Annotated in this window: 15 protein-coding genes and 1 other RNA gene; 12 read left to right on the forward strand and 4 right to left on the reverse strand. The window is 68.0% G+C overall.

The genetic code is table 11. From position 1 onward, the window contains the following. Genes hisG through hisC form a run of 4 tightly spaced genes read left to right on the forward strand, consistent with a single transcriptional unit; the run spans window position 1 to window position 4,151 of the window. On the forward strand, window positions 1-651 hold the full coding sequence (gene hisG, locus F790_RS0105350) for an ATP phosphoribosyltransferase (protein WP_018869850.1): 651 nt from the start codon (window positions 1-3) through the stop codon (window positions 649-651). An 11-nt stretch (window positions 652-662) separates the two neighbouring features. Continuing rightward, window positions 663-1,730, forward strand: coding sequence for a 3-deoxy-7-phosphoheptulonate synthase (locus F790_RS0105355; RefSeq protein WP_018869851.1), 1,068 nt, complete (start codon window positions 663-665; stop codon window positions 1,728-1,730). Window positions 1,731-1,752: 22 nt separating this feature from the next. Beyond that, window positions 1,753-3,057: a histidinol dehydrogenase gene (gene hisD, locus F790_RS0105360; RefSeq protein WP_019021447.1), complete on the forward strand. Its 1,305-nt coding sequence runs from the start codon at window positions 1,753-1,755 to the stop codon at window positions 3,055-3,057. A 32-nt stretch (window positions 3,058-3,089) separates the two neighbouring features. Next, complete coding sequence (hisC, locus tag F790_RS0105365; RefSeq protein ID WP_232199248.1) at window positions 3,090-4,151, forward strand: histidinol-phosphate transaminase; 1,062 nt, start codon at window positions 3,090-3,092, stop codon at window positions 4,149-4,151. Between the two features lie 41 nt (window positions 4,152-4,192). Here hisC and F790_RS0105370 read toward each other — a convergent pair whose 3' ends face one another. Then, a complete protein-coding gene (locus F790_RS0105370; protein WP_019591039.1) occupies window positions 4,193-5,314 on the reverse strand; it encodes a trypsin-like peptidase domain-containing protein in 1,122 nt (373 codons plus the stop codon). A 396-nt stretch (window positions 5,315-5,710) separates the two neighbouring features. On the opposite strand from F790_RS0105370, the gene F790_RS0105375 reads away from it, so the two are divergent. The 6 genes from F790_RS0105375 (at window position 5,711) to F790_RS0105400 (ending at window position 10,603) form a co-directional block, all read left to right on the forward strand. After that, on the forward strand, window positions 5,711-6,457 hold the full coding sequence (locus F790_RS0105375; RefSeq protein ID WP_019591040.1) for a Nif3-like dinuclear metal center hexameric protein: 747 nt from the start codon (window positions 5,711-5,713) through the stop codon (window positions 6,455-6,457). A 233-nt stretch (window positions 6,458-6,690) separates the two neighbouring features. Next, window positions 6,691-7,296 carry a ubiquinol-cytochrome c reductase iron-sulfur subunit gene (petA, locus tag F790_RS0105380; RefSeq protein WP_026300780.1) on the forward strand — a complete coding sequence of 202 codons (606 nt, stop codon included), beginning with the start codon at window positions 6,691-6,693 and terminating at the stop codon, window positions 7,294-7,296. Next, window positions 7,296-8,705, forward strand: coding sequence for a cytochrome bc complex cytochrome b subunit (locus tag F790_RS0105385; protein ID WP_019589130.1), 1,410 nt, complete (start codon window positions 7,296-7,298; stop codon window positions 8,703-8,705). Before petA ends, F790_RS0105385 begins: the two co-directional genes overlap by 1 nt. Continuing rightward, window positions 8,705-9,442 carry a cytochrome c1 gene (locus tag F790_RS0105390; protein WP_018869858.1) on the forward strand — a complete coding sequence of 246 codons (738 nt, stop codon included), beginning with the start codon at window positions 8,705-8,707 and terminating at the stop codon, window positions 9,440-9,442. The genes F790_RS0105385 and F790_RS0105390 overlap by 1 nt, the downstream gene beginning before the upstream one ends. 100 nt (window positions 9,443-9,542) lie before the next feature. Next, entirely contained in the window at window positions 9,543-10,169 is a 627-nt protein-coding gene (locus tag F790_RS0105395; protein ID WP_019021441.1) for a glutathione S-transferase N-terminal domain-containing protein, read from the forward strand. Beyond that, window positions 10,166-10,603, forward strand: coding sequence for a ClpXP protease specificity-enhancing factor (locus tag F790_RS0105400; protein WP_018869860.1), 438 nt, complete (start codon window positions 10,166-10,168; stop codon window positions 10,601-10,603). Before F790_RS0105395 ends, F790_RS0105400 begins: the two co-directional genes overlap by 4 nt. A gap of 9 nt (window positions 10,604-10,612) precedes the next feature. On the opposite strand, the gene F790_RS0105405 is transcribed toward F790_RS0105400, so the two are convergent. Genes F790_RS0105405 through F790_RS0105415 form a run of 3 tightly spaced genes read right to left on the reverse strand, consistent with a single transcriptional unit; the run spans window position 10,613 to window position 14,162 of the window. Then, a complete protein-coding gene (locus F790_RS0105405) occupies window positions 10,613-11,986 on the reverse strand; it encodes an FAD-binding oxidoreductase (RefSeq protein ID WP_019591041.1) in 1,374 nt (457 codons plus the stop codon). Further along, on the reverse strand, window positions 11,983-12,339 hold the full coding sequence (locus tag F790_RS0105410; RefSeq protein ID WP_019570421.1) for a YraN family protein: 357 nt from the start codon (window positions 12,337-12,339) through the stop codon (window positions 11,983-11,985). Before F790_RS0105410 ends, F790_RS0105405 begins: the two co-directional genes overlap by 4 nt. Then, window positions 12,339-14,162, reverse strand: coding sequence for a penicillin-binding protein activator (locus F790_RS0105415; RefSeq protein WP_019591042.1), 1,824 nt, complete (start codon window positions 14,160-14,162; stop codon window positions 12,339-12,341). The genes F790_RS0105410 and F790_RS0105415 overlap by 1 nt, the downstream gene beginning before the upstream one ends. 105 nt (window positions 14,163-14,267) lie before the next feature. Between F790_RS0105415 and rsmI the strand changes: the two genes are divergently transcribed. Both rsmI and rnpB read left to right on the forward strand, forming a co-directional pair. Continuing rightward, entirely contained in the window at window positions 14,268-15,164 is an 897-nt protein-coding gene (gene rsmI, locus F790_RS0105420; RefSeq protein ID WP_019591043.1) for a 16S rRNA (cytidine(1402)-2'-O)-methyltransferase, read from the forward strand. 51 nt (window positions 15,165-15,215) lie between these two features. Further along, window positions 15,216-15,570, forward strand: an RNA gene (rnpB, locus tag F790_RS14010) — RNase P RNA component class A. The last annotated feature ends 77 nt before the right edge of the window (window positions 15,571-15,647 follow it).

Genomic DNA, 15,647 nt, shown 5'->3' on the forward strand with positions numbered 1-15,647 from the left:
ATGATGGACGCCAATACCCTGACCATTGCCCTGTCCAAGGGCCGCATCCTCGAGGACACCCTGCCGCTGCTGGCACAGGCGGGGATCGAGCCGCTGGAAGATCCGGACAGGACACGCAAGCTGATCCTCGACACCACTCGCGAGGACGTGAAGATCGTGGTGGTGCGGACCACCGACGTGCCGACCTACGTGCAGCACGGTGCCGCCGCGGTGGGAGTGGCCGGCAAGGACGTGCTGATGGAGCACGGGGCCGCCGGGCTGTACGAACCGCTTGATCTGGGCATCGCCCGCTGCCGCATGATGCTGGCGGGCCACCCGGGGCAGCAGCCGGACCCGGGCACGCGCCTGCGGATCGCGACCAAGTTCGTGAACATCACGCGTAATTATTTCGCCAGCCAGGGGCGCCAGGTGGAGATCGTCAAGCTGTATGGCTCGATGGAACTCGCGCCGCTGGTGGGGCTGGCCGACTACATCGTGGATCTGGTGGATACCGGCAATACGCTGCGCGCCAACGGCCTGGAGCCGCTGGAGGAGATTACCCCCATCAGTTCCCGGTTGATCGTGAATCAGGCAGCCATGAAGATGAGACATGGACTGATTCAAAATCTCATTGAGAACCTGCGCGAGGCCGTGACGCCCGCGACGACGTAACCGAGACTGCCATGACCGCCGATACCGACGACCTCAGGATCCGTGACATCCAGGAGGTGTCCGCCCCGGACACCGTGCGCGACGAACTGCCGATCACCGATGCGGCATCCGACACGGTGTACGAGGCCCGCCAGGCCTGCCATCGGATCCTGCATGGCGAGGACGACCGCCTGCAGGTGATCGTGGGCCCCTGCTCGATCCACGACGTGGATGCCGCGCTGGACTATGCCGACCGCCTCAAGCCCCTGCGTGATGAACTCTCCGATGCGCTGAACATCGTGATGCGGGTGTATTTCGAGAAACCGCGTACCACGGTGGGGTGGAAGGGCCTGATCAACGATCCGGATCTGGACGGCAGCTTCCACATCAACAAGGGGCTGCGCGTGGCACGCGGACTGCTGCGCGATCTGGCGGTCAAGGGCATGCCGGCGGCCACCGAGTACCTCGACCTGATCAGCCCGCAGTACATTGCCGACCTGGTCGCCTGGGGCGCGATCGGCGCCCGCACCACCGAGAGCCAGGTGCATCGCGAGCTGGCCTCCGGGTTGTCGTGCCCGGTGGGCTTCAAGAACTCCACCGACGGCAGTCTGCGGGTGGCGATCGACGCGATCCGTTCGGCGTCGCGGCCGCACCACTTCCTGTCGGTGACCAAGGCCGGGCGCTCGGCGATCTTCTCCACCACCGGCAACGACGACTGTCACATCATCCTGCGCGGTGGCAAACAGCCCAACTACGATGCCGAGAGCATCGACCAGGCGTGCCGGGAGCTGCAGATGGCCGAGCTGCCCGAACAGGTGATGGTGGACTGCAGCCATGCCAACTCGCGCAAGGACCCGGCGCAGCAGATGGAGGTCGCGCGGGTGCTGGGCGAGCAGATCGCCGGGGGGGATCGGCGGATCATCGGGGTGATGCTGGAAAGCCATCTCCTCGGCGGGCGCCAGGATATCCTCCCGGGGCAGCCGCTGAACTACGGCCAGAGCATTACCGACGCCTGCATGGGCTGGGATGACTCCGAGGCCACCCTGCGCGGGCTGGCGGAAGCCGTGCGCGCGCGCCGCAAGCACAACACCCCGGCCTGACGCCCGGGCACGAGGACACGCCATGCCTTCGATCAAGCGACTCGACACGCGGGACACCGGATTCGCAACCGAGCTGGAGCGCCTGCTCGCCTGGGAGTCGGGCGAGGAGGCCGGGGTGCGCGACGCGGTGCGCGAGATCCTCGACGCGGTGAAGGCCGAGGGGGACGCCGCGGTGCTGCGCTACACCGAGCGCTTCGACCGCCTGGAGCGCGACTCGGTCGCCGGGCTGGAAGTCCCGCAGCAACGCCTGCAGGCGGCGCTGGAGGCGATACCCGCGGCGCAGCGCGAGGCGCTGGAGACGGCCGCCGAACGCATCGGCGAATACGCCCGACACCAGTCGATGCAGGACTGGCAGTTCACCGACGCCGACGGCACGGTGCTGGGGCAGCGGGTGACCCCGCTGGACTCGGTAGGGCTGTATGTGCCGGGCGGCAAGGCCGCCTACCCGTCCTCGGTGCTGATGAATGCGGTGCCGGCGCGGGTCGCGGGGGTCGAGCAGCTGATCATGGTGGTGCCGGCGCCGGACGGCGAGCTGAATGATCTGGTCCTGGCGGCTGCTGCGGTCGCCGGGGTGGACCGGGTGTTCACCGTGGGCGGTGCCCAGGCCGTCGGGGCGCTCGCGTTCGGAACCGCCACCATCCCGGCGGTGGACAAGATCGTCGGCCCCGGCAACATCTTCGTCGCCGCGGCCAAGCGCGAGGTCTTCGGCACCGTGGGGATCGACATGATCGCCGGTCCGTCGGAGATCCTGGTGGTCTGCGACGGCGAGACCGACCCCGAGTGGATCGCGGCCGACCTGTTCTCGCAGGCGGAGCACGACGAACAGGCCCAGGCGATCCTGGTGTCCTGGGACCATGCCTTTCTCGATCGGGTGAACGAGGCGATGGACCGCCTGCTGGCGGACATGCCGCGGGCCGACATCATTCGCACGAGTCTGCAGGACCGCGGCGCGCTGATCGCCGCGCGCGACCTGGACGATGCCGTTGCGGTGGCCAACCGGGTCGCCCCCGAACACCTGGAGCTGTCGCTGGCCGACCCGCAGGCGGCGCTGGACGCCGGACTGCGGCACGCCGGCGCGGTGTTCATGGGCCGGCACACCTCCGAGGCCCTGGGCGACTACTGCGCCGGGCCCAACCACGTCCTGCCGACTTCGCGCACCGCCCGTTTCTCGTCCCCGCTGGGGGTCTACGACTTCCAGAAACGCTCCAGCATCATTCAGTGTTCGCCCGAAGGCGCGGCGCGGCTGGGTCGCACCGCTGCGGAGCTGGCCCATGGCGAGGGGCTGACCGCGCACGCACGCTCCGCGGAACTGCGGCGGGAATCGTGAGCGTGAGCCGCCACGACCGGCCGGAAGACCTGATGCGCCCGGAGGTTCTGGCGCAGCCGGCCTACGCGGTGGCGGATGCCACGGGGCTGCTCAAGCTGGACGCGATGGAAAATCCGTGGCCCTGGCCGGGCGAGCTGGAGGCCGCCTGGCTGGAAGCCCTGAGCGAGCCCGAGCTCAATCGCTACCCGGATGCCGCGGCGCGCGACCTGGCGGCGCGCGTGCGTGCGGTTGAGGCGGTGCCCGAGGGCGCCGGGCTGATGTTCGGCAACGGCTCCGACGAGCTGATCCAGATTCTGATCCAGGCAGTGGCCGGCAGCGGGCGGCCGGTGATCGCGCCCGAGCCCGGATTCGTGATGTACGGCGTGCTGGCGCGCGCGCTGGGTGTACCCTTCCGCGGCGTGTCCCTGCGGCCCGACTTTTCCCTGGACCTGGAGGCCCTGCTGGCGGCGATCCGCGAGGAGCAGCCGGCGATCGTGTTCCTGGCCCACCCCAACAATCCGACCGGCCGACTGGAAGACCCCGCGACGGTGCAGGCGGTGATCGAAGCCAATCCCGGCATCACCGTGGTGGACGAGGCCTACGCGCCGTTCGCGGGTCACAGCTTCATGCCCCGGGCCGGGAGTACCGCGGGGCTGCTGGTGATGCGGACGGTATCCAAGCTCGGCCTGGCGGGTACCCGGCTGGGTTATCTGGCGGCGGAGCCTGCCTGGATCGATGCGCTGGACCGGCTGCGTCTGCCCTACAATATCAACACCCTGACGCAGCGTAGCGTCCGCTTTGCCCTCGATCACCGCGATGTGCTGGATGGTCAGGCGCGGGCGATCGTGGCCGAGCGCGAGCGTCTGCTGCAGGCCCTGGAGGCGCTGGGCGGGGTCACTTCGGTGGTGCCCTCGCAGGCGAATTTCGTGCTGTTCCGCGTGCACGAAGGGCAGGGGCCGGCGGTGTTCGCCGGGCTGCGCGAGCGCGGGGTGCTGATCAAGGACGTGGGTCGCGCGCATCCGCTGCTGGCCGATCACCTGCGGGTGACCGTGGGCCGCCCGGAGGACAACGACCGTTTTCTCGAGGCGCTGGAGGCCACGCTGGCGCCGAGCTGAGGCCCCGAGGCCGTGGCACGCGGGAGAGGGTGGCGCCGGCGTCAGATGGGGCGCTGGGCGACTTCTGCTGCCAGATCGTGGCGGTCGCCGGCGCGCTCGATGCGGATGTCCAGTGATTCGCCCGGCGCCGTGCGGGCGATGATGTCGAGGGCATCGCGCGGGGATTCCACCCGGTCACCGTTGAGGTGAGTAATCACGTCCCCGGGCTCGATGCCGGCCTTTGCGGCGGGTCCTTCGCGCAGCACACCGGCGACCAGCACCCCCAGGGCATCGTCGATACCGAACGAGCGGGCGAGGTCCGGGCTCAGGGACTGGACTTCGATCCCCAGCCAGCCGCGCGTTACATAGCCCTGTTCGATGATCTGGGTCATCACGTCACGGGCCAGATCCGCCGGGATGGCAAAGCCGATCCCGTGGGAACCGCCGGAGCGGGAAAAGATCGCGGTGTTGATCCCCACCAGCTCGCCGTGCGCATTGATCAGCGCCCCGCCCGAATTGCCGGGGTTGATGGCGGCGTCGGTCTGGATGAAATCCTCGAAGGTGTTGATGCCCAGGCGGTTGCGGCCGGTGGCCGACACGATGCCCTGGGTGACGGTCTGGCCCACCCCGAACGGATTGCCGATGGCGAGGACCACATCGCCCACCCGCAGATCGCTGGACCGGCCCAGGGGGGCGACCGGCGGCTCGTCGGTCTCCACCCGCAGCACCGCCAGGTCGGTGTCCGGATCGATCCCGATGATCTCCGCGGGCAGCGCCCGATCATCGGGCAGGACCACCGCGATCGCCTCGGCTTCTTCGATCACGTGATGGTTGGTCAGTATGTGCCCCTGCCCGGTCATGATCACGCCCGAACCCAGGCTGGACTCCTCGCGTTCGCCGGGCGGCGGGACCCGGCGGCCGAAGAATTCCTCCAGCAGCATGCCCGGGTCCGGCTCCACGGTGCGCGAGGCCATGATGTTCACCACGGCCGGGGCCGAGCGTTCCACGGCCGGCGCATAGGAAGCGGGCGCGGCTGTGGCATCCTCGGCCGGCGTTGCCACCCGGTCCACGGTCGTGCCGTCCTCGCCGGTACCGAGCCAGTCCGGGAAGAACACCGCGATCGCCACCGCGATCAGGACGCCGGTCGCCGCAGCTTGCAGGAAGAAGCGAGAAAAATTCACCATATGGGGCAGCTTAAGGAAACACTGGTCCATGTGCACGTGCGCGTTGGTGCCCCGGGTTTTCCGAGACAAGGCGCGTCGTGCAGCGGGTAGTGGTTCTTACCCGCAAGCGGCGCAACGCAGGATCGGGGAACCCGGGGCGCCAACCCCGAAGTGGCTCGGCCGCTTTTGCGCGCGCACGGCGTTGCGGCTTCCTTGTGCAGAATGACTGCACGGCGGTCGCCGCGCCTTGTTCGCACGCAAAAGCGTCTCGAGCGCGAACGTGCACATGGACCCGTGTTTCCTTAAGGAAACACGGGTCCATGTGCACGCCTGCCCGCGCGGATCATGTGATCCTGACACCCCCAGTCCCAACCCCTTGCCCGGGTCGTCGGCCCGGCCGGAACCGGAGTCCCTCCCATGCATCGTGACGAGCTGCTTGCGGGCCTCGACGCCCAACTCGAGCCTGCCCGGTTTACCGATTACTGTCCCAATGGCCTGCAGGTCGAGGGCCGCGCCGAGGTACGCCACGTGGTCAGTGCCGTGACCGCCTCCGCTGCCACCATCGAGGCCGCCGCCGAGCGCGGCGCCGATCTCCTGCTGGTGCATCACGGCTATTTCTGGAAAGGCGAGCCGCAGGTCATCACCGGCATGAAGCAGCGGCGGATCCGTCGCCTGCTGGAGAGCGGAATGAACCTCGTCGCCTACCATCTGCCCCTGGATGCCCATCCGGAGGTGGGCAACAACGCCTCCCTGGCACGCGACCTGGGGCTGATAGCCGACGGTACGCTGCGTGACGACGGCGTGGGCCTGGTCGGCGCGCCGGACGAGCCGCTCTCGGCCCCGGGGCTTGCCAGCCGCATCGCCACCGCCCTCGGACGCGAGCCCCTGCTGGTCACCGCCGGCGAACACCCCGTGCGCCGGGTGGCCTGGTGCAGCGGGGGCGCCCAGTCGTTGCTGCCCCGCGCCGCCGAGCTGGGCGCCGATGCCTACATCAGCGGCGAGATCTCCGAACAGACCACGCACGAGGCGCGCGAGCTGGGCGTGCACTACCTGGCCGCCGGCCACCACGCGACGGAGCGGGGCGGACCGCGGGCGCTGGGCGAATGGTGCGCGCGGACGTTCGACCTGACCCACGAATTCCTCGATCTCGACAACCCGGCCTGATACCCTGCGCCGCGGGCCGCAGCCGTCTGCTGCCGGCGGACGCCCCGGATCCTGCGACGCCGCGACGATCCGCGTCGTACTTGACCTTATTAGCGTGTTCGGGAATTCTATTACGATTTTCCTGCCCGCCCGTCGGGTCCGAACAAGAGAGCCACAAGGCTCCTTCGAGCAGGCTGCGCCCGGCGGGTGCATCCTCGCATCACGCTTTCAACACGTTGTTTGGAGAGACAAACATGGCAAACCAAGGCGTAAATCGAGGCCGTCGCCGGTTCCTCGTCGCCGCGACTTCGGTCGTGGGCGGGGCCGGTGTGGCTGCAGTCGCCGCACCGATGCTGGCGTCCCTGCAGCCGAGTGCGCGCGCCCAGGCGGCCGGGGCTCCGGTCGAGGTCGCCCTCGGCGAGATCGAACCGGGCCAGCGCATCTCCGTCGAGTGGCGCGGCCAGCCCATCTGGGTGGTCCGGCGCACGGACGAGATGATCGAAGGGCTGTCCAAGATCACGGACCGTCTGCGCGACCCGAACTCCGAAGTCGAGGAGCAGCAGCCTCCTTACGCCCAGAACGAACACCGTTCGATCGATCCCGAATTCCTCGTCGTGATCGGCATCTGCACCCATCTGGGATGCTCGCCGACCTATCGTCCGGAAATCGGTGATCCCGAGATGGGGGCCGCCTGGCAGGGCGGCTGGCTGTGCGGTTGCCACGGTTCCCGCTTCGACCTGGCCGGACGCGTCTACTCCAACATGCCGGCGGCCACCAATCTCGTGATCCCGCCGTACAAGTATCTCACGGACGACGTGATCCTGGTTGGCGAAGACGACGAAGAAGGAGGGACCGTCTGATGGCCAGTAATCCGGACGAAAAGATCCAGGGCGGCTTCCTGGGCTGGGTGGATGCACGCTTCCCCCTGTCCCAGATGTGGAACGACCACCTGGCCAAGTATTACGCGCCGAAGAACTTCAACTTCTGGTATTTCTTCGGCTCGCTGGCCCTGCTGGTGCTGGTCATCCAGATCGTCACCGGCATCTTCCTGACCATGTTCTACAAGCCGGACGCGGAGCTCGCCTTCTCGTCCGTCGAGTACATCATGCGTGACGTGGAATGGGGCTGGCTCATCCGCTACATGCATTCCACCGGCGCCTCGATGTTCTTCGTCGTGGTCTATCTGCACATGTTCCGGGCGCTCCTGTACGGCTCCTACAAGAAGCCGCGCGAGCTGATCTGGATCTTCGGCATGCTGATCTACGTCGTGCTGATGGCCGAGGCCTTCGCCGGCTATCTGCTGCCGTGGGGCCAGATGTCCTACTGGGGCGCGCAGGTGATCGTGAACCTGTTCCAGACCATCCCGTACATCGGGCCGGAGCTGGTGACCTGGATTCGCGGTGACTTCCTGCTCTCGGATGCCACGCTGAACCGGTTCTTCGCCCTGCACGTGGTGGCCCTGCCGCTGGTGCTGATCCTGTTGGTGGCCGCGCACATCATCGCGCTGCACGAGGTGGGTTCGAACAACCCCGACGGCGTCGAGATCAAGGCCCACAAGGACGAGAACGGCATTCCGAAGGACGGCATCCGGTTCCACCCGTACTACACGGTGAAGGACATCGTGGGCGTGGGCGTGTTCCTGATCGTCTTCTTTGCCATCGTGTTCTTCGCCCCCGAGGGTGGCGGCTACTTCCTGAAGCCGGACAACTTCATCCCGTCCGATCCGCTGGTGACCCCTGACCTGATCCCGCCGGTCTGGTACTTCACCTCGATGTACTCGGTGCTGCGCTCCGTGCCGGATCCGTTCCTGGGCGTGGTGGCCATGGGGGCCGCGGTGGTGATCCTGTTCGTCATCCCCTGGCTGGACCGCAACCCCGTCAAGTCGATGCGCTATCGCTCGTTCGCGGCCAAGTTCAACCTGGCGGTGTTCGTGGTTGCGTTCGTGATCCTCGGCTGGCTGGGCCTGCAGCAGGCCACCACCGCGGTCAGCGACATGAGCCTGCGCTTCGCTCAGGTCTATTTCCTGTTCTTCTTCCTGCTGTGGTTCCTGTCGCGGGAGCGTTCGGCCGGCTTCAGCATCCTGGCGTTCCTGGTGCTGGTCGCGATCTACACGTTCTACGACGTGGTCCGCTTCGATCCGGACGAGGCCTCCCTGATCATGTGGGGCTGGCTCATCCCGACCGTTTATCTGTTCGTGACCATGGTGGCCCCCGTGTTCGCACGTGGTCTGGGCCGTGACCGTGCCGTTCCGCAAAGGGTGACTTCGTGATGAAAAAGCTGATTGCTGCAACCTTCGTGGGCCTCGCGGCCCTGTTCATGGGGCCGGCGGGTACCGCCGGCGCCAGCGAACTGATGTCGGCCAACGTGGACATCTCCAACCAGAACGCGCTGCAGCGGGGTGCCCGCCTGTTCGCGGACAACTGCATGGGATGCCACTCGACCAAGTACGAGCGTTACAACCGGGTCGGCAAGGGCATCGGCCTGACCGAAGAGCACATGGAAGAGCACTTCATCTTCGTCACCGACGAAGAGGGTGAGCCGGTAGGTGTCGGTTCGCTGATGGAGATCGCCATGGAAGACGACTATGCCGAAGAGGCCTTCGGCGTTGTCCCGCCGGATCTGACCCTGACCGCCCGCATCCACGGCGAGGACTGGCTGTATACCTTCCTCAAGTCGTTCTACCGTGACGAGTCCCGTCCGCTGGGCGCCAACAACACCATCTTCAGTAATGTCGGCATGCCGCATGTCCTGTGGCACAAGCAGGGCTGGCAGGAGCTGGTCGAGGACGAGGATGGCAACGAACGCCTGGAACTGGTCGAGAGCGGCAGCATGAGTCCGACCGAATACGATCGAGCGGTGCGCGACATCGTTACCTATCTGTCGTACATCGGCGAACCCGTGCAGCTGGAGCGCCAGCGGATCGGGGTCTTCGTGATGATCTTCCTCGCCTTCTTTACCGTGCTGGCGTACTTCTTGAAAAAGGAATACTGGAAGGACGTACACTAGGCGGGACGAGCCGTAGTCGGCGTGCCCCGGAAGACCGGGGTGCGCCGGCATCCTGTACCGTCGACCCGGCGGAACCCCATGCCGGGCTAGGGAGAATGCCATGGCGCTGGTCGCCAACCGCCGTTCCGTTATGACGCTGTTTTCTGCACACGACTGCGTGCGCTGTCACCGGGTGCGCATCATCCTCGCCGAGAAGGACATCGCGGTGGACGTGGTCAATCTCGGGCCCGACGACATGCCCGAAGATCTCTCCGACCTGAACCCGTACAACGAGGTCCCCACCCTGGTGGACCGGGATCTGGCCCTGTACGGGACCCATGTCATCACCGAGTATCTCGACGAGCGCTTCCCGCATCCGCCACTGATGCCGGTGGATCCGGTCTCGCGCGCGGCCGCGCGTCTGGCGCTCTATCGCGTCGAGCGCGACTGGTACGAGGGACTGGACAACCTCGCGAAGGCTTCGGGTTCCGGTATCAGCAAGGCCCGCAAGGTGCTCAAGGAGAGCTTTATCGCGTCCGGCGAGATCTTTGAACTCAAGCCGTACTTCCTGAGTGACGAGTTCAGTATCGTGGATGCGGCCATCGCCCCGGTCATCTGGCGGTTGCCGGCCGTGGGCATCGAACTGGAAAGCCTGCCGCAGGCGATCCAGGACTATGCCGAACGGGTGTGCCGGCGCGAATCCTTCTCCATCAGCCTGACCGAAGCCGAACGGGAGCTGCGGCTTTGACTTCTTCCCGCCCCTATCTGCTGCGTGCCCTGTGGGACTGGATCACCGACAACGGCATGACACCGCACCTGCTGGTGGATGCCACGGTGGACGGCACGGTCGTGCCGGACGCCTTCGTCGAGCAGGGCAAGATCACCCTGAATGTGGGCCCCACGGCCGTGCAGGGTCTGGAGCTGGGGGACGAGTACGTGTCGTTCTCGGCACGGTTCGCCGGCAGTCCGATGGATGTCTTCGTGCCGCAGACCGCGGTGATGGCGATCTACGCGCGCGAGAACGGCCAGGGGATGATGTTCGGCAGCGAGCCCGGGCCGGATCCGGACCCCGGTCCCGGAGACGGGCCGCCGGATGACGGCGACGACGCGGGTGATGGCGGCGAGGGCGGCGACGAGGCGCCCCGGCGCAAGGGCGGCCCGTCCCTGACCGTGGTCAAGTAAGGCCGCGCGTCACGGCGCGGGCGGCGCCTTCCCCGGATTGAGGATCCCGTCCGGATCGAACACCGCCCGCACCCCTTCCATCAGCGTCAGTGCGGCCGGATCCAGTTCGCGATCCACGAACGGTCGCTTGACCAGTCCTACGCCATGTTCCCCCGACAGGCTGCCGTCGAGCGACAGGACGAGGCGGAACACTTCATCCAGACACACTTCGGCCCGTTGCATCTCTTCCGGGTCGTCCGGATTGACCAGCAGGTTCACGTGGATGTTGCCGTTGCCGGCGTGGCCGAAATTGACGATGCGGATGGCGTGCCGCTCGGCCAGTTCCTCCAGGCCGCCGATCAGGGCGGGGATCCGCGATACCGGCACCACGACATCTTCGTTGATCTTCTTCGGGGCAATGGTCCGCAGCGCCGGTGACAGGGCCTTGCGTACCTGCCAGAGACGGTCCATCGCCTGGGGTGTGTCGGCGACATCCACGCTCAGGGCCCCTTCCGCAGCCGTCCGGCGGATCCCGTCGGTCCGGGGTTCGATGATCTCCGCGGGACCGTCGGATTCGATCATCAGGATGGCCCCGGCGTCTTCCGGCAGTTCCACCCCGCCATACCCGCGGATCATCCCGATCGCCGAGCGATCCATGAACTCCAGCGCCGAAGGCGACTCCGCGCGCGCCATCAGTCTTGCGACTGCCCGGGCCGCCGCATCGATACTCGGGTAGACCGCCTGCAGCAGGCGGGTGCACTCCGGACGGGGTGTCAGCTTGAGGGTCGCCTGGGTGATGATCCCCAGAGTCCCCTCCGAGCCGATCAGCAGGCGGGTGAGGTCGTAGCCGACCACACCCTTGGTGGTGCGTACGCCGGTGCGAAAGTATTCCCCGGTGCCCGCGACGGCCTCCAGACCAAGCGTATTGTCGCGCGGCGTTCCGTACTTCACCGCGTGCGGCCCGGCCGAGTTGTAGGCGAGATTCCCTCCCAGGGTGCAATACGCGGCGCTGGTCGGGTCGGGCGGCCAGAAGAAACCGTGTTCGCCTGCCGCGGCCTGAATCTCGGCGTTGGTGACCCCGGGTTCGGCAACCAGCCAGCGATTCGCGGGATCCACATCCACGATGCGGTTCATGCGCTCCAGGGACAGCACCAGCCCGCCGCGGTCGGGAACCGCTGCACCGGTCGTCCCCGTGCCCCGGCCGCGCGCCACCAGCGGCGCCCCGAGGCGCCGGCACAGGCGGACGAGTTCGACGACGGTCTGACTGTCGCGGGCGAACGCCACGGCTTCGGGCGGGGCGTGCAGCCGCGAATTGTCGGCGCCATAGGCCCAGCAGTCCGCCGGGTCCAGCAGGCGGTCCTCCGGCGGCAGCAGGCGTTCGATCTCGCGCGCCAGATCGCTCATGAGTCGTCCGCCCGGATCGCGTCCACGATCCATTCCACGCCGCCATCACCGTCCAGCGCCACAACGTCGAAGCGAGCCGGGCCGTTCCAGTCTTCCTCCAGCATCCAGGTTTCCGCCATGCGCACCAGTTTGCGGCGTTTGCGCCGGTCGACGCTCTCGAGCCCGCCTCCGTAGTCCTGATTACTACGCATGCGGACCTCGACGAAGACCACGGTGTCCCCTTCGCGCAGAATCAGATCCAGCTCGCCCCAGGGACGCCGGACATTGCTGGCGACCAGCCGCAGCCCGCGATCCTGGAGATAGCGCGCGGCGCGTTGTTCGGCCTGCTGGCCGGATTCTCCCGGACGAAACATCAGTCCGAGGGAGTTCCGGCATCCAGCCGCCGGGGTTCACCACGGACGAACCGCGCCCAGGCCGGCGTCCGCTGCCAGTCACCGGTCAACGGGTTGAGTTGCCACTCGCCGGCGGTACCGACGAGCGTCGTATGCGGGGCCGCGTAGCTTGTATCGGCGCGCACGGCCAGGCGCCGGGCGTCCATGCCGAGGGCATAGAAGCGCGGCAGTCCGGATTGTTCCCGCAGCGGCTCGGCTCCGGTGTTCCCCAGCGCGGCGATTTCAGTGAACAGGCCGGGCGCATCCGGGAAGGCGATCCCGTTGAGATCGCGGTCGCGCGAGGCGTCGGGGCGGCCCGGATAGACGTGTGGCGTGGACATCATCGGCAGGCGCGACGCCTGGTGGAAATGCAGATGCGGCGCGATGCGGCGTACGTCGGCAGCGCTCCCCGCGACGAAGATGTAACCGACATCGGCGCGAATCTGCGGGTCGCCTTCAAGACCGAGTCCGAGGCGCCGGGACACCGACGCAATGCGCTCGCGACTGCGATCAATCCCGACGTGGGCGGCGATGCGGTCGTTGAGGTCCCCGGCGCGAGTGTCCACCCGCGCCACCTCCCGCGGTGGTTCCCCGTGTTCTTCGGCGGCCAGTGACCATGCGGACGCCAGGCGATCACCGAAGGCCCCCTCGGCGATGATACCGAGGCCGGCGCCCCAGCCGGTGCGAGCCGCGCGGTCGGCCACGGCGCGGGCGTCGGCCTCGGGATCCAGCGCCAGTGCGCTCACGCCGCGCGGCAGCGCATTGGCGGTGCGGTTGAGGAGCACGCCGGGGCGATGCTCCTCGAGGTCGGCCACCGCGGCGACGGCATCGCGCTGCAGCGGACCGATAATGTGATCGGCACCTTCGAGGACTGCATCCCGGTAAAGGGCAACGGCCTGGCGTGGATCGCCCCGGGTGTCGCGCACCCGCAGCTGCCCCTGGCCGTCGGCATAATGCGCCCGGGTGATGCCGTCGAGAACCGCCTCCCCCAGGTCGGCCAGATTGCCCGACATTGGCAGCAGGACCACCGTATCTCCGGCCGGGTCCGCGCTGGCGGGCGACGCCGCGAGCAGCTCCGGGAGATGGCTGTTCGCGGGATGCCGGGGGAAGGCTTGCTGCCAGCGTCGGGCAAACGTTTCCGCTGCGGCGGCATCGTCTGCCCGGCCCAGTCCCCGGAACAGTTGGTGCCAGCCATCGGCCCCGACGATGTCCTCGCGCCCGAGTCGTTCCCGCTGGGTCGGGCGCAGGGCGGCCATGAGGCCCCAGATCCGCTCATGGTTGGCGGTCTGCAGATCGGGTTCCAGGGTCAGCAGCGAATCCAGCCGAAATCGCACATTCAGGGCCTGATACCATTGCTGCTCCCGTTCCAGCAGCCGGGCATGCAGCTCCATCCCGCGCCGATGGAATTCCGGGGTGCGTGTCGGATCGTCCGGATCGTCAGCCCCCAGGCGCTCGGCCGCGAGGTCGGCCTCCCCACGGTGCCAGGCCAGCCAGCCGCCGCGCACGCGGTCGGCAAGCGGGCGTGGCTCCGCGTCGGGCAGGCGGTTCCAGGCCGCCTCCGCGCGTTCCAGCAGCGGTTCCGGGACCGGGTCCAGTGCCAGCACCGCGTCGACCGCGGCCCGCAATTCCTGCGGCTCGGCCTGCTCGTCCGGCAACGCCTCGATTCGCTCGAGCCGATGCTCGGCCAGCGGCTCCGGGGCCAGCTCGATCTCGGCCGGGATTTCGGGGTCCGGGTCCGGTGTCGGCGCGGGATCCGGTTGCGGCGCAGCGCAGGCGGCCATCAGGCCGGCCGCCAGCAGTACCATGAGCGGGCGCGTCAGGCCCGGGCCCGGCACGGAGCGGTGTAGCGGGCGGAAGGGGAGCGGGAGTCGGTTCACGGCAGACATCGGATTGGCGATAAGGAGTCAGTATTGGAAGCGCGCGAAACAGTGTCAACGCAGGGCGGAACCCTGTGGGTGGTGGCCACCCCGATCGGCAACCGGGCCGATCTGGGGCAGCGCGCCCGGGATGTATTGTCGCATGTCTCGCGCATCGCGGCGGAGGATACGCGTCACAGCCGCGCGCTGCTGGCGCCGCTGGGCATCGACACGCCGCTGGTCAGTCTGCACGAACACAACGAAGAACAGCGCGTCGCGGGGCTGCTCGCACAGCTGGCCGCGGGCGAAGATGTGGCGCTGATCTCGGATGCGGGCACCCCGCTGGTGTCGGACCCCGGGTTTCGCCTGGTCCGCGGGGCCCGCGAAGCCGGCCATGCCCTGCGCGCGGTGCCCGGCCCGAGCGCCCCCCTGGCCGCGCTGGCGGTCTCGGGGATGCCGTGCGACCGGTTCTGTTTTGACGGCTTCCTGCCGCACGCCGCGGGCGCGCGCGAAAGGCGCCTGGCCGAACTGCTGGCGCGTCCGCAGACCGGCATCGTGTTCGAGTCCGCGCATCGCATCCTTGCGGCGGCCCGGGAGCTGGCCGCGCAGGCGCCGGACCGCTCCGTGTTCCTCGGGCGCGAGCTGACCAAGCAATACGAGGAACATTATTACGGTCCGGCCGGCCGCCTGCCCGAATGGCTGGAGGCGGATGCCTGGCGTACGCGCGGCGAATTCGTGCTGGTGCTGGCCCCGGCGCCGGCCGTCGACGAAGACGGCGACGCGCTGTCGGGTGAACAGGAACGGCTGCTTGCCGGCCTGGTCGCCGAGCTTCCGGTCAAGCGGGCCGCGCGCCTGCTGGCGGACGCCACCGGGCTGCCGCGCAATCGGCTCTACGCCCGCGCGCTGGAACTGCAGCAGGCGGACCGCGAAGGGGGCGATGATCCCGCCTGACTGCCCCGGATATCCTTGCATCCGGAGCAGGGCGCGGGTAAAAGGGAGGCGGGAGTCGGCCGGGCGGTCGCTGCGTCCGTGTGGCGTGGAGGAAAGTCCGGGCTCCGCAGGGCAGGACGCCAGGTAACACCTGGGCGGCGCGAGCCGACGGAAAGTGCAGCAGAAAACATACCGCCGATGGCCCGGCTCGTTCGGGCACAGGCAAGGGTGAAATGGTGCGGTAAGAGCGCACCGCACGGCTGGTAACAGTCCGTGGCAAGGTAAACCCCGTCCGGAGCAAGGCCAAATAGGGGTGCATGGTGTGGCCCGCATCGCACCCGGGTAGGCTGCTCGAGGCGTCCGGTGACGGACGTCCCAGATGAATGATCGTTCTCGACAGAACCCGGCTTACAGGCCGGCTCCCACTTTTCCCCACCATTGTCCCCGCGTGTCTCGCGCGCCCCGGCCGGGTGCTCGCGAAATCATCAAGTAATTTCTCAAGAG

The organism is Thioalkalivibrio sp. ALE20 (assembly GCF_000381405.1).
In the GTDB taxonomy this organism is placed as follows: domain Bacteria; phylum Pseudomonadota; class Gammaproteobacteria; order Ectothiorhodospirales; family Ectothiorhodospiraceae; genus Thioalkalivibrio.

Coding starts and splice junctions, on each gene's coding strand:
- F790_RS0105415 (WP_019591042.1), bottom strand. CDS start 14,162: ATGGTACTGCTGGCGGCCGGCCTGATGGCCGCCTGCGCTGCGCCGCAA.
- F790_RS0105405 (WP_019591041.1), bottom strand. CDS start 11,986: ATGAGCGATCTGGCGCGCGAGATCGAACGCCTGCTGCCGCCGGAGGAC.
- hisD (WP_019021447.1), top strand. CDS start 1,753: ATGCCTTCGATCAAGCGACTCGACACGCGGGACACCGGATTCGCAACC.
- F790_RS0105370 (WP_019591039.1), bottom strand. CDS start 5,314: ATGGTGAATTTTTCTCGCTTCTTCCTGCAAGCTGCGGCGACCGGCGTC.
- hisG (WP_018869850.1), top strand. CDS start 1: ATGATGGACGCCAATACCCTGACCATTGCCCTGTCCAAGGGCCGCATC.
- F790_RS0105385 (WP_019589130.1), top strand. CDS start 7,296: ATGGCCAGTAATCCGGACGAAAAGATCCAGGGCGGCTTCCTGGGCTGG.
- F790_RS0105410 (WP_019570421.1), bottom strand. CDS start 12,339: ATGTTTCGTCCGGGAGAATCCGGCCAGCAGGCCGAACAACGCGCCGCG.
- F790_RS0105375 (WP_019591040.1), top strand. CDS start 5,711: ATGCATCGTGACGAGCTGCTTGCGGGCCTCGACGCCCAACTCGAGCCT.
- F790_RS0105355 (WP_018869851.1), top strand. CDS start 663: ATGACCGCCGATACCGACGACCTCAGGATCCGTGACATCCAGGAGGTG.
- hisC (WP_232199248.1), top strand. CDS start 3,090: ATGCGCCCGGAGGTTCTGGCGCAGCCGGCCTACGCGGTGGCGGATGCC.
- F790_RS0105390 (WP_018869858.1), top strand. CDS start 8,705: ATGAAAAAGCTGATTGCTGCAACCTTCGTGGGCCTCGCGGCCCTGTTC.
- F790_RS0105395 (WP_019021441.1), top strand. CDS start 9,543: ATGGCGCTGGTCGCCAACCGCCGTTCCGTTATGACGCTGTTTTCTGCA.
- petA (WP_026300780.1), top strand. CDS start 6,691: ATGGCAAACCAAGGCGTAAATCGAGGCCGTCGCCGGTTCCTCGTCGCC.